This is a genomic window from Yersinia entomophaga (assembly GCF_001656035.1).
Classification (GTDB): domain Bacteria; phylum Pseudomonadota; class Gammaproteobacteria; order Enterobacterales; family Enterobacteriaceae; genus Yersinia; species Yersinia entomophaga.
Genome location: NZ_CP010029.1, coordinates 784,974 through 805,973, shown reverse-complemented (window position 1 = coordinate 805,973; position 21,000 = coordinate 784,974). Strand labels below are relative to the sequence as shown.

The window sequence follows — 21,000 nt, the reverse complement described above, 5'->3', positions numbered from 1 at the left end:
GCAGTTATTCATCGTTGTTTATATTGGCCAATATTTTCCTTACGCCCTGACTGAAAGTTGATGAGCCAATCGCGGCTGTATACTTCACATGTAGAATGACATCGTTGAGGCTATCCAAATTCTGTTTCAAATTGGTGAATTGCAAACGCCAGCTTGAATCAACGCCAGAACCTTCAAATGGCAAGAAACGCTCATCATCAAAATTAAGCATAAACAGCCCGCTATCATTCACCCCAGTCGATAAAGAAATCTGCTGATTGGGTTGAATACTACGAACCAAGTGCGGCGTATCGGCAAACGTTCTTTTAGTCAGCATATTTTCTACCGTCTTGAGGTCTGCCCGGGTGCTATAACTACTGGAGGTCTGAGTCAACTGCGCACACACGTCTTCATAAGGCCCAACTAACATCGGCAAACTGACCGAAACCGACTTAATTCTGCGCTGATACAGCTCTTGATAGTCCTCAACAAAAATCTGTTCTTCCAGATTAAAGTTAATTGGCGTTTTTTGTTTTAGCTTATTCAGCTCCGCAGGCCAGCTTTCACCGAGCAGTGCTTTCAACGAGATCGTTTTGGTAATTTCCTGACGACGAGAGTTTTGCTCAACATAAACCCGCTCCATTCTCATTAACGCCAATTTCAGTGTTTCACCGGCCATCAATCCTTGATACAGATCGTTCCAACCGCCACCACCGACGAAACTCTGCTCGCCCAAATTCAGCTCATATAGCAAAGAAGCTTCTGCAGATAAACAAAGTGAAAGCACCGCATCGTACGCTTGTAAATATAAACTGGAGAGTTGACTGATCAGCCAGGTATATAAACTTTCGTTTGTAAAGCGTTCGGAGAAATAATCCAGTAGAGCCATTGCCTGCTGTTGTTGAGCTTCAACCTGTTCCAGACGTTTATTAGCTGCTTTAATTTGCATATTCTGCAAATTGATCTGCTGCTCAACAGAATTAACTTCCCATTCAGCCTGTTTATACTGCAACTCCCATTCCTGACGGCGACGACGATAGGATTCAGAAACACTCAAGCTTTCAGATTTACTGCTGTCCGCCTGATACTTAATCATAATAATTTCAGCCGCAGCATTCAGCGGTGCGCCCCAGTGAGAGCCACCAACGGCCAAACCATAGATATTCGGAATCACATCTAAAGCGGCGGCAGCCGTTCTCATTCCCTGAGCCATCAACAACGAATTGGCAGCCTGTGACTGTAACTCAATAACTTTTTGTTCCGTCGAAGAGATATTCTCGTCATACAGTTCTTTAAAGTGATCATAACGATCCTGAGCAGACTGTTTGCTTACCTGTAATGCTTCCAGACTGGCTTTATTAATATCAATATCCTGCTGCTGCAAATCAATCGAGAAGCGATAAAGGTCGCCACTCTGAATCATTTGGTAAGCGTCAAAACTCAAACTATCTTTGCGTTCTAACAGGCTCAATAAAGTACTGCCGAATTGAATAAGAGTCTCAACACCCGATTTTGACCGGTTTAACATCGGCTCAAAACGATAGTTAGGGACTTTGAAGTTCATCTTACTGGCGTTTCTAGCGGTAACGACCCGCTGATAACGTTGCTTCATCAAACCACGTGGAGAAATACTTGAATCATAAAGATCCATATTGATTTCTTTTCCATCCAACGTCAGGTTATGGCGCAAATTGTAAATACGGTTTTCAATCCGATCCCACAAACCCCTCAATTCGTTATTCATTGGATACATAAAGATATCATTATCCACGGCGCTCATGGTTTGGTCATGCACGACAGGCTCAAATGTTAATGGCTGACTTTGCATTTCAATAGCACGAATTTCACTGTCCGTTTTATAGGACGCATCCTCAAGAGTGAGCGGTTGCCAGAAACTAGTCAGCTGCACGTCAGGACGACGCCCTAATAATGAACTGGCCGTTGAATAACTCAGACGCGCCAGCGTTCTGGCCGACGGCTGCAATTTGCGATATTCCATATCGCCTTGATCAATAATATTCTTGGTCAGGAAATTAAAGACCGCTTTACGGTAATGAATAGGATCGCTGGCAGCAATGGCATCGGGATCGCTAGGTTGCGTTAAGCTATAACCCTTAAATGGTTCATCCACTAACGGACGACTATTCCAATACGGCGGTTTGCCTAGCAATAATGCCGGTTCATCTTCACACTCAAACGGATTAAACAAATATTTAACCCAACGGTTCGCATCTTCATACCGCTGTTCCACATTAAAGCGCCAGGACACCATAAATGGCATATGGAAAAATAGCTCCCAGAAATAAATGCCGTTTGCGCCATCTAAATCGATAAGTTCAGCCGCGCCACCTAAAATAGCTTCTTCTAAACGACTATTCTGCGTTTCCCAACTTAAAACCAAATCCAGACTTCGGCTTGCCTTACCTATAAGTTCTTTAGCAAACAGCGTATTTAACCTAATCTGCTTTCCGATATACCAAACGTCAGCACTGGACGCCTCAGGGAACTGCAAATACTGAGTTTGGCTAAATTGTTTAATCTGGAATTTATCCCGGAGTTTTTTACCAACCCGAAGAGTAACTTTTATTTTTCCGCCTGCATCAACACCGCCATTAGGCAAACTGAATCCAGTAATGATATTGACGTCACCTTTGTCACACATTACCAACGTAGCATTAATTTGCGGCTCGTAATCTTCTGGCGTTAAAAGTTTATAGTTAAGCCAGCAGCGATTATTATTTGCATCTTCCTTCCAGATGCCATAAATAATATTTTTACTTTTAGAAAAGTCATATTTATAGGTGGACGAAGATTGCAAATACAGGCTTAATTCATCGCCAGTATAATTAGAATTCAGCGTGAAATCATCGACAGTGCCAAAGTCTCCCTGATGAGTTTTATCCAATTCAATTGGCCAATCCCGGTTAATAATAACCGGATAGAGAATTAACTGCTTGTACTCCGCTTTGCCTCCATTGGCAGTCTCATGTAAATAGAACCAAACCAGATTAGCACCGTAATCATCCAGATCAGACAATCCTTTATCACCGTCTCCTGGTTTTGGCGGATGAGTGGTAGTCGGTAAATTACTGGATTCAATCAGCATACTATCGCAGATATAGCTAAATACGACGTCCCAACTTTCACTCATTTCTTTAAATGCAACCAGTGCTAGACGAGGCTCATCTTCCATGCGATCGACCACCGCGATCATTTCTTCCATCTGGTCAGCCAGCACTTCTTCTCTTAACGTTGTTCCCGAACTCCAAACACCGTCAAATCCTAAGTGAGCCAGACGAATTTTAGTGCGATAACGTCCCGATACAATAATATTGCCGTCGCTATCCGTCTCCTTTTCTTCCGCCACCTCAAACCAACTAATATAAAGGCGGTTATCCATCATAATCGGCCGAACAATCCCGTTAGCAACGTTTTCCAATGGTACGGATATCGCCTTCCATTCACTCCATGCCGTTGGATACAACTCTTGGGAATTAGCATTACGCTGACTGGCATCCAGAGATCGCCAGAAATAACGGTAGGGTTGCATTCGGGTTCGGGCAACGAAATAGGTTTTATCGTTCTCAATATCGATGCCGTCCTGATAACCAGCAATAATTTCCAGATTACTGACTTCTTCAAAATTATTCAGATAACCTAATACGGCTTTTTGCGCGACATCATCGGTTAATTTCCCTTGGTTCAAGGCACTTTCTAATTGAAAGAAGAACTCTGTCTTAGTCAGACGTAAAGTAGGATCAACATAAATCTCCGGGAACATTCTTAGTTGCTGGTTAGCGGCCCAATACCCATAACGGTTGGCAAACTCTTCCCAGTCAGTGGCTTCCTGCTGGTTAATAGACAAACCAGGCTCAAGATTAAGTGCAATTCGATTGATATATTGCTGTACCGACTGCGTCACCAGAGATAAACGTGAAGTAATGACCTTAGCCGACACTTGCGTATCCAGTAACAAATGATCATATAAATCATCAACGTTCTTAATGGTGCTCCTCAGATTGGTGAAATCTTTACTATTAGGAACAATTTGTCCCAGATAATAATCCACCAAGGCATCGCGTAGATCTTCCTGTAGTTTCGCTTCAATAGAATTAGACATTATCGCTATCTCCTTGTGCCTTTAACGCGGCCATAACTGCTTCACCAACGCCTTCCTTCAGAGAAAACTCAGAATTCTCCGTTAAATCGCCCATTTGCCATAAATACTCGGTTGAAATCATCGTTTTCTCGGATAATGTCTGTAGTCGTCTAATCCAATCGATTTCGAAAACATTCGTCGCCTGAGGTGGATTTAATCCAAGTAGAGAGGCCGCTTTTAATATTTCACCGGCATCCCAGGCTAATATTTCCGCCAACAGTTCTGCACATTTTTCACTATTATCAACGAGAGTTTTTTCAGCTTCAGTTTTCTTAATATTTGCAAATTCAAGGTATTCATGAATGCTGTCTTCATTTTTATTTGCATTAACCACCCAGTCCTGATAACAGGTAATGAGATATATTTCAGGTAGGGATAATTGAGTTGATAATTTGGGCTGTGTTAAACCAAGCCAGTTTGGTTGCGTCAGACGCAGGAATATAAATTCTTTATTGAGTTTTAACGAATTTATCAACTGAGTATAAATTAATAAGCTATAAGTCAATTCACTCAACTTCGGAACTATACTAGATATATCAGTAGGCGTATTATTTAATACCTGATTCAAAACGCTATAAACATTACTACCTAACCAACGTAATTGAAGCGGCACCACACTGCGCTCTACTCCATACTCAGCAGAAATGGTTTGCGATAACAGATTCTCTTGAGCGTTTTTGGCTTGAATCAAAATTTGCACGATAATACTCAGCGTATTGTTGTCGTTGCTTACACCAATACTTTGTATTTTTTCCATGAGCATTTCTTCATCCGACTTACCCCAGACTGGATGAATATCAAGCACGAGTCCCATATCATCAATGACTTGATTCGTTGATAGAAGTGTCCACCAATCAGCTCCTTCTAACTCTTGGCGCTGGAAATCATCCGTTGTCAGGCACACATTCTCTGATAAACCGTTCGCAATACCTTTAAAGAACGTCACCATATTATTGGTCGGCACCACCGCTAATCGGGTAACACCTAAAAGTAATGCCAGGCTGGCCGGCGTTAAGTTGTTCTTTGTTAGCCAAGCACTTAAGGCTTCCATTTTCAAAATGATACTAAGGAAGTCTTTATCCTGCGTTTGTTTATCGTCAAAGGCAGGTTGTTTCGCCAGATATCCCATCTCATCGGTCAGGATATTCATTAAAATTAATCCGTCTTCCGTCGATAAACCGAATGTCTGCGGAATACTGACCAGGCGATAAAGGCTAGACACAACCTCAAAACTGCGAACCAACGTCCCAGCTTCCAACCCTAATGCACTTTGTACCAACGGAGCAATAAACTGGAAAGTGACCGCAGATATATTCAAACCAGCACATAATTGTTTCACCGATTTAGCATCTGAGCCTTTAGCATCCAGATAGGTAAAGCTACCACCATCTAAAATAAAGGGTTGATCAAATAGCTGTTCACGATTAAATATGCGATCAAAGAATGCGATTTCACCGCTAACGGCAAAAGGCGTTAATTGATATAACCAAGACGAAAATATTTCCGGCGTGATTTTATACTGTAAATTTAAGTGCCTGAATAAACCGAGAGACTTTAGCACAGGCTCAGTAATTTCCTGTTGCGAATTATCAGCATCTGCCTGCATTACCGATGTTAATAGCAGGTCAAGTTGATGGGAGGGCAAATCCAGCCAGCGCTGTAAGCGAATGAAACGATTTAACCGCTCCAGTCGGAAGTTAGAGAGTGACTGAATTTCTCTTCCGCCCTCCGCCCTTATAATCGTCATTGCATTTCGTTGATGGGCATTAATATAAACGCCACCGAAGTGGTAAGGAGCCGGGAAAGGCTCATCGTTGAAATAACTGCCAAAAATAGGATTAGCAAAGATGACATTAGGTGAAACAATAGGTAAGTTTTCTCCACAGCTCAATAAACTTTCAATCTCTTCAGCTTTGGAACCGGTTTGATCGCCAAAAGCAACGAGTTTGACTAACTGGCTGCTGTCTTCTGCGCTCAAGCCAAAATTATTGATGAAGAACGCGTCAGCTTCAGGCTGCAATTCCTCCAACGAAGCCCCTGCTTTAGCAATAGCGATACGGTAAGTCATGGTTAGGAAAGGTCGGCTTACCATTGTTTCGCTACTGACATTTTCCCTCACCCATTCGGCGGCATAAATATCCATATTGGCGAAATATGGGCCTTTGTCTAGGTTGCCTAGGGAAGGATTATCTTCAGCAACAAAAGTCAGTTTCAATTGTCGACTAAAAGGGGAAGAATTATCAAAAGGCACCATACGCGCTTTGGTACGCTGATAAGTAATAATATTCTCACCGCGTAATTTAACGGTAATAGTTTCTTTAGCCTGATTGGTACATGTCAACTCAATTACGTCATAAGAGGCGTCACTATGCTCAACTAACTGAGTAGGCCCCTTTATATTGTCCGCAGCTTTTACAATATAGCCGTGGCGAGAAAGATCTTTTTCCGCCAAGATTTCCGTGGTACTGGCGCTTAAATAGCCGGCGGAGAGTTCAGTCTGGGTTAAAAAATTTTGGGTAAACACATCAGGCAAACTCAGCAAAGCAATTTGTTCACTGCTTAATTGGGTATATGCCAATAAAACCTGATTATATTTTTCTTGAGTCGTATTCCAGGAGAACTGAGGGTCAACACGTTGAATTACCGTTCCTAGTTCAATATTACTAGCGCCGAGTCCTTTATTTATCTGTTGGGTGGGCAAGCTATAAGGTAGTGTAAAGGGAAAATGCGTATCCCCTAGGATTTGATTAACCGCTTTATCTGCCTGACCTGACTGGTCAATATATTCCCTGGCGCTGCCTGACAGTACATCATTGACAATTGATAACGCAGTAACTTCTTTATACAGTGCATCATTGTCCAAAGATAACTTAGGAATATCGGCACGACGCGTTTCTAACTTTCTTGCCTGATTTGAACCATCCAACTCTACGCTTTGAATAAACTTATACAGATCCAATAAATAACTTGCTGGGCTATCCAATGCTTCAATAGCGCCCGGGCGACAGAAGTTATCCCAAGGTTCAGGGAATAGTTGATTGTATTCAGGTAGCTTGTTCGTCTGCGATTCGCTAGATGCATCAGTCGATGAAGACGTTTGCGGCACTAATGGGCTATTACTCTTTTCAAGCCGATTCTTGCGATATTTTTGTAAGACCTGATTAGCCATGCTAACGGCCTTATCAAAAATAACGGCCCCATTTCCCAATAAAGACTCATCATGCCGTTTAATAAAGCGCTGTCTGGAAACCTTAGCAATATCAAAAATAGAGCGATAACCTAACCCTAATAAAGTGTCTGCCAAAGACTGGCTATATTGAGAACGGTTACTTTTAGATGCACTTGATAGTACTGTTATTTCTGGTTCAATTTTTGCTGCAGCAGCGAGCAAAGGAGAAATACTCGATTTGTTTTTTATTACATTAGAATAATTATTATATTTATCCATTTCATTATTCCATCTTGTTTTGAATGTAACAGGCCATTACGAATCATTTCATGATTCGTTAATAGTATTAATTATCTGAGGCTATTTATTTGATATTACATGCTTCGCACTGTGGCTCAGCCGGTTCTGTGTAGGTAGGTAATTCTTCATCGGAATCAAGATAAAATGGCGTCATGTCAATCACCTTATTTTTGATTCGTCGCTTCAACCCTTCATGCGCGGCATTGGTCAATATTCCGTTATCCTGATCGCCTGACCATATAAATAATCCGCCCAGACCTTTATCTTTTACATATCTTCCTTTATCTCTAACCGAGCGTGGCGTATCCAGAGAAATAAACACCTTAGTTGCTTCACTGTAGAGATAATCCGCTTTCGCTACTTTATCGTGTACAAGCTTATAGCCGTTGCGTCCTTCCCCTTTTTCAAAGTCCATATAGTGGCAAATAATATCTGTCCACTCGAGGACAGAATACTCAAAGCTGCCTAGCGTTTGGTTAGCATCAGTATAGGTGCCCTTTAAGGCTTCTTCTGACGGTATACTTGTTGTTATCGTGGCATTTTTTGCATTTCGCGTGTAGCCCGCATAGCCAATAAAAATGGCTTTAGGATCAACCTTTTTCTCATCAATTAAATGAGTCACTGCATCATCAATTGAATACTTCGAATAGACGTCACTAGGATCCCGATAAATATTAGTATGATGAGATAATTTACCATCACCTAAAGTGAAGAAATCATAGGTCATCAGGTTAATACCGGTCACACCCGCGTCCATTAGCGCCGGAATATTTGCTGCATCAATTTTTGCCGGATCCGCAGAAGACGCAATGCTAATCCCCTTTAAATTCGAGATTTTTGCGTCAGTAATCTGTTGAATCAAAATAGCAAAATTAGCACCATCATCGGGACTATTTGGGTTACCGGCCCCAATAGAACCTGGATACTCCCAGTCAATATCCAGATGACTGAACATCGGAAATCGTTGAAAGAAATCCTTGATACCTTCAACGAAATTGGTACGTAATATCTCATCCTTGGCAATTTCGCTAAATAAGCCGCTCATTGACCAACCGCCAATACTGAGGGAAAATTCCAGTTCTTTATCCGCTTCATGAAGCAATCTGAAACCACCCAATAGTCCTTTGGCCTTCTCCTGGTTATAACGTTCGTTGGCGTCCCCTGCCTCCCATTTTGTAAATCCACAGTTTATGCTTGCAAGCACTGCACCATCGGGATCGACGGGAATCGTCTTTCCTTTATGGTTGGCGATCGCATCATCGGGATCAGTTGCTACGCCCAGCCTAACTGCAATACTGGCATTTCCATCAGCTGAGTATTTTTTGTCACCGATTAATCCACCAAAGCTATAGATCAGCCGCTTAAAGGGTCGACCATCCGGTGTGTTAAGTCGTAATATATCTGCGCTTCTCCCACCAGTATCACGAATCTCCTTGTTGATTATTCTGGGGTCATATTGTGACCAATCGGTGAAATAACAAAGTACGTTAAAATCGTCATCATCCTCATAAGTATTAAATACGGTTTTCGCCAATCGGGTTGGGGTCCAGGTGAGTTTATCTGCCGATATAGAGGGTTCATAATTGAGTTCTTGATAGGTCTCTTCTGCTGCTCCTTCGCATTCATTTTTATTGTCCCACACATATCCAGGATCTTTATCGTAGATGAGATTGCTTTTTTCTTCTTTTTCCATTTCAGACTCCATTTTTTAAATTAATGGTGGTATCGTTAAAGCGTTATTTCCTTTACTCCTGGCTATAATGCTTAGCACTAGAAATCATCCTGCAATAGAAAGATGCCAATATTTATCGTATATAGCTTAACTGAGAAACCTTAATGTTTTAGTCAGGAACCAAGAAAATTGACACAACAAATAGTATTATTACGCCAACTAAATCTATCTGTTTACTTCTTATCGTCATCTTATTTGCCGGCGCAACTCAGTTGTACAGACATGGATTAATCAATGGATGTTATTTTAAAATCAAACTGCTCACTACTGATACTTAATAGTGAATTTTTATTTAATGTAACTAATATAGTCAACAAGTTAACCATTAAAATTAATCTGTAAGTTATTTATAAGCATATAATAGAAAAGTGACTTATTATTCCACGGTTAAAATTGAATGTGAGTTGAACGTAAGAATACCTCAGGTAACTTACATCATGAAAATCCAGTTGGCTTTGTATTTATTGAAACTTAAACAATATAATCACTTACCTTAGCCTTCCTCCATTGGGCTACAGTTCATAATGACCTGATTTAATGAATGTAAGCCAATACCATTAACCGTATAAGTAAAAAAACATCATAAATAGAAATTATAATGTTAAGCGGTTTGGTTATTTTTTAATAAAAATATGAGGCTAATCAATATAATTAGTTTGAAATTGAAAGTGATCTTACAAAACCATTCTGACTGCGATATATTTGCATGTGACTTTTTTCATTATGGAGCGACGATGATATATTTTGTGGCAATTGACGACAAAGTGGTTTACAGCTGGAAAGGTAGTGTGGAATTGACAAATAAAGAATTTTGTTTATTTATGGTTTTGATAAAAAACGCAATAAACGGTGAAAAAATAGATCGAGACGTCTTACTTTCCTCAATCTGGCCAGAAAAAGAGACAACCATTAGTAACAATAACATCCACCAGCTATTTAGCCGATTAAAAAAGAAAACCGCTATAATAAGCGACGATTTAGAGTTACAATCTTCACGAGGTAAGTTTTACAGAATTAATAATAAAAAGAAAATCTTAGTTCACTATACTAGTCACAATAGCACTACCTACAAACTTCTTAGAACGATTTCCTCCCTCCTCCAGCGCTTATTTAAGCGAAGTACCTTGAATAAAAACATCAGTACATCATAAACGCCTTCGCTGCCCTTAGTTTAACGAGTAATAACTCACAGTTTAAGAGCCAGGCTACCTATGAGGTATCATTGGTAGCCATGCATACACTAATGAAAGTAAATCATCAATGTATGCATGATTTAACCGTTATTAACCAAGATAAGTTCAGGGTTAGTGGGGGCTTTACCCCACCTTGCTCAGGTTATTTAATATTATATCGCATGGAAAATTTTAATAATATTCTCATACGGCTCTGCTACAGGAACACTAAGTCCTTGCTCTGTAAAATAGACTATTGCAGTACCGCTGCTGCTTTTCTCTATATATGAAACATTCCAGTCGTGTAATGCCACTTTTGGCGTTCCATTGTCACTGCGTTTTGTTTCGATAAATTTGGGTAGTTTCTTGCGAACTTCAGCGTATGTTGCGCTAACAACATGGGTGATACTACCAACACAATGTAAGTTGGTGACATTAGCCTCGCGAGTGTTTTCCTCGACATATAGAATAGCCGTTTTACTAATTGTAACTGGCGCTCCTGAATGAACCAGTTTGAAATCCACAAATCCAGACATAATAACCTCCTTATCAAATTTGCCGAATAAACATATCAGATTCAAAAAGCATATTTTATAAACAAATATTAAACAGAGTGATTTCTATAATTATTTCCATCTAAGGGATTAGTTAAATATAAGTGATATAAATATTTAACTAATCCCTTATATTTATTTACCAAACATAAAATATCATCGCGCGCCGATACACATTCTGATTGATTTCAATGCTATTGGCAGTAATCTATTAATAGAAGAAAGATATACGTAAAGTTATCTAACAATCTGCTCCCTTCTACATTGACCCAGAATATTTGTTAGTGTTATATGTATCCAGCTGCACCAATTATGATAGTTGAAATAACGAAATAGCAAAAATCTACCACCAGCTCACCTCGCCCCGAAATCCACCGTTCTTCCCAGCGCTAAAACTCGTGGTCATTCCATGCAATACCGCAATGCGCTGTACGATGGATAAGCCTAATCCACTGCCGGATGTCTCTTGCCCCGGCGGTCGGAAAAAGCGTTCCCCGATGCGTTGTAAAAATTCGGGGCTAACGCCTGAGCCATTGTCTTCGACGCTAAATCCCTGTGCATCTAACGTGATCTTGACCGTGGTGCCACGCGGACTATAGCGAATAGCATTATCTAGCAAATTACGTATCAATAATGCCAATAATAAGGGCTGACCGCGACGCTGTGACGGTGGCTGACGAATATCCAGTATGAGTTCCACGCCATTTGCCTGAGCAGTGTGATAATGATCCATCACGGCAGTTTGCAAGATATCCTGCATGGCAATGTCTTGCACATCATCTAACCCCGATAATGAATCCAGCCTCGATAGTGTAAGTAACTGATCCACTAGGCGTGTGGCGCGATCGATGCCTTTTGTCAGATTGGCTAAAGCGCGATTTCGTATCTCGGTATCATCTTGTGCCAGCTGAACGACCTCAGTTTGTACCTTAAGTGCGGCCAACGGACTACGCAGCTCATGGGCAGCATCCGATGTGAAACGACGTTCGCGCACCAGCATATTACCCGTTCGGGCAAATAGGCTGTTTAGCGCCGTCACCAGCGGTTTGACTTCACTTGGAATCGCAGTCAACGGCAGCGGCGTTTCATCGTCAGGCTGGCGCTGGCTCAGGCGGGTTGCTAATCGGCGCAGCGAAGCGAGCTCACGCGTTACCAACCAGATAAGCAATAAAACCATGCGGGATGACTCTTGGATGACACTGCGCGGGAACATCGAGCAGCGTATTGGCAGCGATCATTACCTGTTCCGCGATGCAACTGGCACCATGACCGTAGATATCGATCATAAGCGTTGGTATGGCCTGACGGTGACCCCGAAAGATACCGTAGAATTGCAAGGGAAAATAGATAAAGACTGGAACTCCGTTGAGTTAGATGTCAAACAAATAACCAAAGTGAAGTAATCTCGTTTTAACTCCCCCTCGCCAACCGCCATTTATTCCGATGGCGGTTGGACGAATTGAGATTCAACATGAACCTTCTACGGGCAAAGCCCCATGGGAATGCTCGCGGCCTTCATCGGCATCGTTTAAAAATACCGCCGCCGAAGTGAGCCTTGCGATTTGGAGTGTTAAGCACCACGAGGAATACGAAATTCGCGCTATTTTTTCTGGCCGAACAACCATTCAGTTGTCTGTGTGTCAATGGCGCCACTGTGTTTTCCGTCAATACCGTAATAACGATCTTTACGGCATAATCTTTCTTTCACGTCACAGAATATGCCATTTACAAAGGTAAATTGCGTGCGATCGAAATCCCCCTGAGAGGCTAAACGCTGACTTTTCTTCTTACCTAAATACCGCTCTGTCAGCGGCACTGATATGCCATTTTTGCCATCGGCACAAACGTATGTGTCGCATACAACACCTGGCGTCGGCGATTGCAGCCGATTTTTAGTTGTTGACGCGCCAGCATATGCGGCAACAAAACCCAATGATAAAACCAACGTAGCCAGTGATTTTTTCATCGTTTCCTCAGTTGTATCTAAAATTTGGAGCGGTCAGCGGGAATCGAACCCGCATCATCAGCTTGGAAGGCTGAGGTAATAGCCATTATACGATGACCGCACGGGTGTCCCTTACTGAACAGAAAATGGCAACCAAAGTTTGGTTGCCAACTCACTTACTTGCCTGGCCCGATATTCTCCATCATACAAATCCGACCATCACTCGCAATAAGATTAGTCAATATTACGACTTTTTTATCATAACAGCAGACTCCCCAGTTTGAGGGGTATCGAGGAATCAAACGCTGAAAAAAAGCTTACCTTATCCGCAAGATGGCAGGTCCTCGAGAACATAGCTTTAACCTCGGCCAGCCAATTTGAGGGCACGGACAAAACAGCGATGCTATACCGAGCAATACCGCCTACGCTGACCGGATGCTCAGATATTTTATTTGTGACAGGCGCCTTTTCATCCAATCCGATCAATATGGGATAACGTTTTTAGCGCCATACTGAGCATCGATGTCGATGCAATTATCAAAGACTATCGCTGATAGCAACGATCCGTTAAAACTAGCGTGTTATCATCCGCTCACACAATCTATCCGAGTCACCTGATGTCTAAGATTATCGATACCTTTATTGCCCCGCCGTGCCATGACAAGATCGAAAATCTCTATCAGGACGATCACCTCGTGCTTATCAATAAACCCTCCGGACTGCTCAGTCTCTCGGGGAAAAACCCGCAAAATCTCGACTCGGTACACCATCGGCTGGTACAAATATTCCCTGGCTGTACACTGGTTCATCGCCTTGATTTCGGTACTTCCGGGCTGATGGTTATTGCCCGCAATAAGGCTATCAATGCCGCGCTCTGCCAGCAGTTTAGCCGACGTACAGTGACCAAAGTTTATAGCGCGCTGCTTTGCGGGCATCTGGACAACGATGAAGGGGTGATAGACGCGGCGATTGCCAAAGATGCGGCGCTGTTTCCGTTGATGTCGATTTGTTCAATCCGCGGCAAACCTGCTCGTTCCCATTATCGGGTCGTTGAGCGCTTTTATCGCGAGCTGGAAGATGGGAGGTTACTGCCATTGACGCGAGTACGGCTAATACCGGAAACCGGGCGAACTCATCAGCTCCGCATTCACTGTCAGCAGTTGGGCCACCCCATTTTGGGCTGTGACCTGTATGGCGGCCTTCGGTTACCCGGCACCGAACAGACAGCGCGGCTGATGCTGCACGCAAGTGAGTTGCATTTTGTTCATCCCATCAGCCAAGAGTTGATCAAAGCCCGTCATACTAGCCCGTTCTGATAGCGAAAATATCTCTCATGATGCTGCCGCGAAGGCACGGAGTATGGCATTAAAGTGGAAATGAGAGTGATTAATCAGATAGTGTTGACTGTAAACCTGATATCTATCGCGAACAGTGAAAATCATACGCGGCATTGGCGTTTTTCGCTGAACGGATTGGACATGAAAACTTAATGAAAAGCCCGTTAGGACTTTTCATATATCGGGATCGGCAAAGCGTTAATTACCACATCAAATCGTCTGGGACTTTAAAATCAGCATAGGGATCTTCTTCGTCTTGTTCTTCCTGACTAAGCGCGCTATTTAATACAATACTGCTCGCATCTCGCTGCGCAATTTTATCGGCTACGCTCGCAGGAATAATTGCATACTCTCTCTCATCACTGTTATCAGCAGCCAAACGAGCAATAGCCAGGCGACCACTGATCAACTGAGATTGAGTAAGCTTATCCACAGCTATTTTTTTAATTAAATTATTATCTGTGAAGTTAAAATCAATATTACCTTTTGAGATATTGATTCTATTCATTTCAATAAGCTGTTTCACTTGAGCTTTATGTTCTTTAGATAAAGCCGCTTGTTTCTGTTGTTCGCTTAGTTGTTTATCGCGCTCAAGCTGTGCCTTTTTATTTTCTTCCACAGCCTCTCTTGCCTCACGAGCCTGCACCCGAGATTTTTTAGCCATTTTTTGGACTTTGGCCATTTTTTTGCTGGTTACTAATCCAGCTTTGAGCATCTGCTCTTGTAAGGTGAGTTTTGTCATCTTCGTTTCTAAACCAGTTGAATAATTTCTAGGATTATACCTGTAATTCTTAAGGCTGTAACAGATTGCAGGATTCGATCACTGATTGGCTTTAGTTTGGTAGGGTTTATTGGACGGTGACATTAGGCAGATCTTTTACTTATATTCCCAGTATCCATATTGAAAGCGTCAAGCCTGAATCTTCAATAAATACCGCAGCATAATTGATAGCGGTGCATGTCTCGTTTCATCTGCCATGCGCACTAAAACCGCTCCACGCTAAACTGAAGAGCGCGAATCCTATCTTTGTTGATAAAAAGCCCCTTATACCTCACTCAGATAACACACTGACCACTCACCTTATTTCTACCGCTATTCTTTGCCAGATACAGTTGTTTATCAGCCTTGAGCAAAAGACTCGAGGGTGAATCTACACTATGGGTTTCTTTACAACAGACCCCCAAACTAACACTGACAAACGGGTAAACAGTGGAGCCAGAATGTGGGATTTTTTGCTCAAGAATATGCAGTCTGATAGTTTCCGCAACATCCATTGCTCCAACTAACTCGGTGTCGGGGAGCAAACAGATGAATTCTTCGCCGCCATAACGGGCCACCAGATCAGCAGGGCGTCTGAGTGTATCTCGGATAACCTTTGCAACCCTCCGCAAACAATCGTCCCCGGCCTGATGCCCATATAAGTCATTATATTTTTTGAAAAAATCAACATCAATCATAATCATGCCAAGTGGAGTCTGGTTACGATTTGATAGTTTCCACTCCACTTCTAACTGTTTATCAAAGTAACGCCGGTTATGTACTTCGGTTAATCCATCTAAATAGACGAGTTGGCGTAATAAGTCAGATTGAGCTTTAAGCAATAAGTGTGTTTTCACTCTCGCCCGAACGGTGTTTCTGTTAATCGGTTTACTGATAAAATCTACGGCACCTTCACTAAAGCAGCGGGTTTCGGTCTCTTCATCAATATGCGCAGTGACAAAGATAACAGGAATATCCTGCGTGTCTGGCGATGCCTTAAGTCTGGTGCAGACCTCAAAACCATTCATTCCGGGCATTTCGACATCCAGCAGAATCAAGTCTGGATGTTGACTGAGACAGACGTCGAGCGCCTGTTTACCGCTGGTTGCCATACACACATGATAATCCGAACAAAATGCTTGATAGAGCATCTGAATATTTATCGGATGATCGTCAACAATAAGGATCTTGGGTTTCCCAACCCCTGGTAAATTTAAGGCCAAATCTTGAGAAAAAGAATGGATTATAGTCATGTCTTCTTATTTCTCCGAGTAGGAAGGTTAACCATTAGGGTTTGGCATAGCTGGATAGCTTTGGCAAAGTCTAATTGATTGACTGCATCATTAAGGATAGATAATTGTCCATTAAGTTGTTCAGCAAAAGTCGTCATCAATTTATTCATCACCTCTAACGCAGCCATATCAGAGTTTTGTAATAACAAGATCAAACGATTCAATTCCGACTCAATAGGTTGTATATCAAATACCTCTGCCGGGACATTCCTCACATTATCCTGCGATAGCATTTGGATTAATGTCACTATCCCAGATTGTATAGCGGATACTTTATTTCTCATCTCGCTCAGTAATTGATTAATCGTGTCTGCTGTAGGTATTGCATTCTGGCTAAATAACTTTTCTCCCTGCCCTGCGCTCAAAGAGAGTTCAGTGGCCCCCAGTTGCGCGGCAAGTCCCTTGACAGTGTGTAACAGACGAGATGCAGACATATGGTCGCCTGCAGTCAACAATGTCTCCAACTGAGTGGGGAAATTAGCCAAATCCTCACTGAGCAGCGACAGCATTTTTTGGTATAGCGTAATATTGCCTCCTAATCGATTAAGGGCAACATCAACATCAATTCCTGCCGTTGCCGCAACATTTTTTAATTCAGCAGATAACAAGCGAGGGGTCATATAACTAACCGTGGCGGCAACATCAGCTTGCCCACTGTATTTTAGGACGATGTGTATTAGATTATTCAAGTCAAAGGGTTTACCAATATGCTCATTCATGCCCGCAGCAAGGCAGGCATCACGATCAGATACCATCGCATTGGCTGTCATGGCTATAATCGGTAAGTTTTTTAACCCAATACTTTTTCGAATATACTTTGTCGCATTAAAGCCATCCATAACCGGCATTTGTAAATCCATCAAGACCAGATCAAATGAAGACGGATGATGTTCTAATATCTCAATCGCCTCTTTACCATGGTTAGCAATACTGACCACAGCCCCCTCATCCTCAAGTAACTCGCGGGCTATTTGTTGGTTATTCAAGTTATCTTCAACAATTAACAGTCTTATACCAGACAGTCGGTGTAAAGATTCGGCTATTGCCGGTTTCACAACATCAGGTTGTTTGCGTTCACTTAATGCATCGTTCACTGAATCCAACAACATAGATGCCGTGATCGGCTTAACCAGATAACCATCTAGTAATGCCTGATCTTCTTCGCTACGCTGTAATAACATTTCGCGATCATGGGCGGTTATCATGACAATAATAGGGCCGTTATCTACTGGCATCATTTCACGCACACATTTACTGGTCTGCCAGCCATCTAACCCCGGCATTTGCCAGTCAATAAAGAGCGCCCCGTAAGTCATACCCCTTTCATGCTGCTGTCTCATCAGTTGCAGTGCATCACTACCGCTGGTTGCAACATCAACGCTCCACTTTAGCGATTCCCCCATCTGCTTGATCAGGTTACAGGCCGTCGGATTATCATCAACGACCAAGACCCGTAAATGATTCAATGCCTCCGCTCTGCTTGCCAACGTATCTGGTGTTTCATTATTTATAACCAGATTGGTATAAGAAGGCAGCGGCAGCGTGATAGTGAAATGAAATAGACTCCCCTGACCCAGTTGGCTTTCTAAGGTGAGCGTCCCCCCCATCAGTGCAACAAAGCGCTGGCTTATCACTAACCCTAAGCCCGTGCCACCAAACCGGCGCGTTGTCGAGGCTTCAGCTTGCGTAAAACCACTAAAAATACTTTCCTGATTCTCTGGCGCAATGCCAATTCCGGTATCGCGCACCCCAAAATGCAACGTCACTTGATGGCTATCCTGCGCTATAACCTTGATGAAAAGCACCACCTCACCAAGTTCGGTAAACTTCAGCGCATTGCCCCCCAGATTGGTTAATATCTGTTGAAGTCGCATACTATCTCCCTCAACAAACTGAGGTAGTGAAGGGTCAATATCAAATAAGACCTCAACCTTTTTAACCTTCAGATAGCTCGATAAGATAACCGCCAAATCACGCAGCATGATATGAATGTCAAAAGGAATGCATTCCAGTTCCATTTTACCGGATTCGATTTTGGAGAAGTCCAAAATATCGTTCAGCAATCGCAGTAAAGTACGCGTGGCGGCTTCACTTTTAACGGCATAATCAGCTTGTTTCCTATCAAGTCCCGTTCTACGCAGTAATGTCAGCATGCCGAGGATGGCATTCATCGGGGTCCGTAGTTCATGACTCATATTAGCCAAAAATGCAGACTTGGCCTTATTAGCTTTTTCAGCCGCTTCTCTTGCTGTTTTCAGGATATTTTCGGCCTCACGTTGTTGAGTAATATCCCGATTAATTCCCATCATCAATAAGGCTTTTCCATTTTCATCCTGTTCAACCGTTCCAGTTGATTGAATAAAATGGACTTGATTTTTCACCACAATACGGAAAACCTGACGATAGACACTTTTATTTTCTAATGCAGCTTTTATCGCGCTTTTAACATTGGGAACATCCTCTTGATGCAAGAGGCTATACCAATATGCCAACGGGATAGGAGCATTATGTAATTCCTCAGGGACACCATAGATATCATTCATCCGATCATCGAAAGAAAGCGTGTCTTCTGGAATGTTCCAGGTCCAAATACCTAACTCAGCGACATCTGCCGCTCTGACTAATTGATTTTTAGCAATAATAAGATTGGCTTGTTGATTTTTATTGGCGGTAATATCAACTTGAATGGAAATATAACGCTCAACCTGGCCAGAACTATTATTAAACGGAGCAATCGTAGTATCGACCCAATATAAAGAACCATCTTTAGCTTTATTACAAATTTCGCCACGCCACGAGATTCCATTAGCAATATCATTCCACATCGATTGCCAAAAATCAGTCGAGTGCGTATGAGAATCAACTAAGCGGTAAGTCTGCCCCATAAGTTCTTCGCGGCTGTAACCACTAATAGTACAAAATGCGTCATTAACATCCGTGATTATTCCATCTCGATCTGCGGTAGAAGTAATGCCGTGTAAATTAAGGGTGCTGAGTAAAGCATCATTTTCACGCAAGGCCACTTCAAGACGTTGATAAGTCGCTTTACGTTCACTAATATCCGACTCAATAGCCATAAAGCCGATTGGCTCATTCTTATCGTTATAACGCGGTTGGATCTCCAGCTCAACCCAATATTCTTGCCCTGATTTAGTACAGTTGACGATTTCACCCTTAAATGGCTCTCCGGCATCTAACGCCACCCTCATCTGACTGGCTACACCCCGATCTGTATTTTTGCATTGCAGTAATCTCCCCGGCGACTTGCCGAAGGCTTCGGCTTGGCTGTATCCGGTAATACGTTCAAACCCCTCGTTAACCCAAACGATATTACGTTTTACATCGGTAATAACAACGGCGTTAGAAGTATTTTTGGCAACTAAAGCCAAGCGTTCAAGATCTGCAGTCATATTCCGAGCCAGCATTTCTGCCCGATTACGCCCACTGACTTGCTGGCGAATAAGTAAAGCGAATGCTGAACTGAGCAAAAGTCCAAAAGCAAATAACAGCCAGGGGACATAACGCTCTATCTGCGCTTCGAACGTAGGTGTACTACTGATTCGCAGTGTCATATCACGACCCGGCAACCGTAATACATTGGTGCTATGGAATATTCTCGCGGATAGGACTTTATCGCTTTGCAGTTCGGTAGGGGAAAAATCAGCGGATTTGCTACTGTCCGCGTCAAAGATCAAATTTTTATTAGACAAATCGTTAAGACTATCAAATAGTTCAACATCCACTCGCCCATTCATAGACTCAGGAATATCACTTAATAGTTCTGCAATTGCGATGGGGGAATAGAGAACACCCACTAATGACGCCCGCCTTTCAGCTGGAGTGGTAGGATTTGAGCCATAAATATATACAGGAACAAAAAGCAGTACCCCGGGAGCTTTAAAGTTAGACTGGACAAGATGAATAGCCCCTGAAAGGGTCGGTTTACCACTGTCTATTGCCGAGAGTACCGCAGCTCGTCGTACCGGCTCAGAGCCAACATCTAATCCTTCCGCACCTTGGTTTCCTTCTGATGGCTCTATATATCTAATAATATACAAATCATCATGTTGTTTATCTTGCAACTGACGTAGAGCGTAGTTTGGTGCACCGTCAGCTCGGACATCCGCAATAAAGGAATTTAACTGGTTGCGTTGCACCCGCTGAATAAAACCAAATCCCCTCACACCAGGAAACTCCACCGGTAAATTACGTGAGGCAACATAGGCATGAAATTGTTTATGGGTTAGATCACCGTCCGCCGCATAGGTTCCTTTTGCACCATTCATACCATAAATAGGTAGATTGAAACGCCGCTCAACCTCCCCAGAAACTCTGTCAACATTACGTTGAAAATCTATTTTTGCATTGGCTTCAATTTCGTTATAAAGCCACCATGCTCCCACACCTGAAATAACCAGCCCAACAATGAAAATAAACAGCGGCAGCAAAATATTTTGTTGTAACTTAAATGAAAGCCAAGATGAGGGTGATTGCTGGGTATGGGCACTGAATGGAGAAAGATTCATATAATATCTATACTCTTATAATCACTATTGGCTAAAGCATAGGATCACTCTACTATTTAAGATAGTGTCGGCCAC

Annotated in this window: 10 protein-coding genes, 1 tRNA gene and 2 pseudogenes; 3 read left to right on the top strand and 10 right to left on the bottom strand. The window is 42.4% G+C overall.

Annotation, left to right across the window (positions count from 1 at the left end; translation table 11 throughout):
* Window positions 1–4: 4 nt before the first annotated feature.
* The 3 genes from yenA2 to chi1 all read right to left on the bottom strand — a co-directional run bounded on the left by yenA2 (window position 5) and on the right by chi1 (window position 9,300).
* A complete protein-coding gene (yenA2, locus tag PL78_RS03770; protein ID WP_064513227.1) occupies window positions 5–4,099 on the bottom strand; it encodes an insecticidal toxin complex toxin subunit YenA2 in 4,095 nt (1,364 codons plus the stop codon).
* Window positions 4,092–7,586 carry an insecticidal toxin complex toxin subunit YenA1 gene (gene yenA1 / locus PL78_RS03765; RefSeq protein ID WP_064513225.1) on the bottom strand — a complete coding sequence of 1,165 codons (3,495 nt, stop codon included), beginning with the start codon at window positions 7,584–7,586 and terminating at the stop codon, window positions 4,092–4,094. Before yenA1 ends, yenA2 begins: the two co-directional genes overlap by 8 nt.
* An 85-nt stretch (window positions 7,587–7,671) precedes the next feature.
* Window positions 7,672–9,300 carry an insecticidal toxin complex chitinase Chi1 gene (chi1, locus tag PL78_RS03760; RefSeq protein ID WP_235601002.1) on the bottom strand — a complete coding sequence of 543 codons (1,629 nt, stop codon included), beginning with the start codon at window positions 9,298–9,300 and terminating at the stop codon, window positions 7,672–7,674.
* Between the two features lie 671 nt (window positions 9,301–9,971).
* Between chi1 and PL78_RS21045 the strand changes: the two genes are divergently transcribed.
* Window positions 9,972–10,490: a helix-turn-helix domain-containing protein gene (locus tag PL78_RS21045; protein WP_084414278.1), complete on the top strand. Its 519-nt coding sequence runs from the start codon at window positions 9,972–9,974 to the stop codon at window positions 10,488–10,490.
* Window positions 10,491–10,684: 194 nt separating this feature from the next.
* On the opposite strand, the gene PL78_RS03750 is transcribed toward PL78_RS21045, so the two are convergent.
* Together PL78_RS03750 and PL78_RS03745 are read right to left on the bottom strand one after the other, a co-directional pair.
* The gene (locus PL78_RS03750; protein WP_064513219.1) at window positions 10,685–11,047 is read right to left on the bottom strand and encodes a hypothetical protein; all 363 of its coding nucleotides are present in this window, start codon (window positions 11,045–11,047) and stop codon (window positions 10,685–10,687) included.
* Window positions 11,048–11,408: 361 nt separating this feature from the next.
* Window positions 11,409–12,242, bottom strand: a pseudogene (locus PL78_RS03745) (ATP-binding protein); the annotation flags it as partial.
* On the opposite strand from PL78_RS03745, the pseudogene PL78_RS20125 reads away from it, so the two are divergent.
* Window positions 12,229–12,468: pseudogene (locus tag PL78_RS20125) on the top strand (YgiW/YdeI family stress tolerance OB fold protein); the annotation flags it as partial. The pseudogenes PL78_RS03745 and PL78_RS20125 sit on opposite strands and share 14 nt — an antisense overlap.
* Window positions 12,469–12,665: 197 nt before the next feature.
* Here the strand turns inward: PL78_RS20125 and PL78_RS03735 are convergent.
* Together PL78_RS03735 and PL78_RS03730 are read right to left on the bottom strand one after the other, a co-directional pair.
* Window positions 12,666–13,031, bottom strand: coding sequence for a YcgJ family protein (locus tag PL78_RS03735; protein ID WP_064513217.1), 366 nt, complete (start codon window positions 13,029–13,031; stop codon window positions 12,666–12,668).
* Window positions 13,032–13,056: 25 nt separating this feature from the next.
* Window positions 13,057–13,131: transfer RNA gene (locus PL78_RS03730), tRNA-Gly, on the bottom strand.
* 496 nt (window positions 13,132–13,627) lie between these two features.
* On the opposite strand from PL78_RS03730, the gene PL78_RS03725 reads away from it, so the two are divergent.
* Entirely contained in the window at window positions 13,628–14,326 is a 699-nt protein-coding gene (locus PL78_RS03725) for an RluA family pseudouridine synthase (protein ID WP_064513215.1), read from the top strand.
* Window positions 14,327–14,549: 223 nt separating this feature from the next.
* On the opposite strand, the gene PL78_RS03720 is transcribed toward PL78_RS03725, so the two are convergent.
* The 3 genes from PL78_RS03720 to PL78_RS03710 all read right to left on the bottom strand — a co-directional run bounded on the left by PL78_RS03720 (window position 14,550) and on the right by PL78_RS03710 (window position 20,925).
* Window positions 14,550–15,089, bottom strand: a complete 540-nt coding sequence (locus PL78_RS03720; protein WP_064513213.1) for a DUF2058 domain-containing protein — start codon at window positions 15,087–15,089, stop codon at window positions 14,550–14,552.
* Window positions 15,090–15,403: 314 nt separating this feature from the next.
* The gene (locus tag PL78_RS03715) at window positions 15,404–16,360 is read right to left on the bottom strand and encodes a diguanylate cyclase (RefSeq protein ID WP_064513212.1); all 957 of its coding nucleotides are present in this window, start codon (window positions 16,358–16,360) and stop codon (window positions 15,404–15,406) included.
* Window positions 16,357–20,925, bottom strand: a complete 4,569-nt coding sequence (locus tag PL78_RS03710) for a CHASE domain-containing protein (protein ID WP_064513210.1) — start codon at window positions 20,923–20,925, stop codon at window positions 16,357–16,359. The genes PL78_RS03715 and PL78_RS03710 overlap by 4 nt, the downstream gene beginning before the upstream one ends.
* Window positions 20,926–21,000 lie beyond the last annotated feature (75 nt).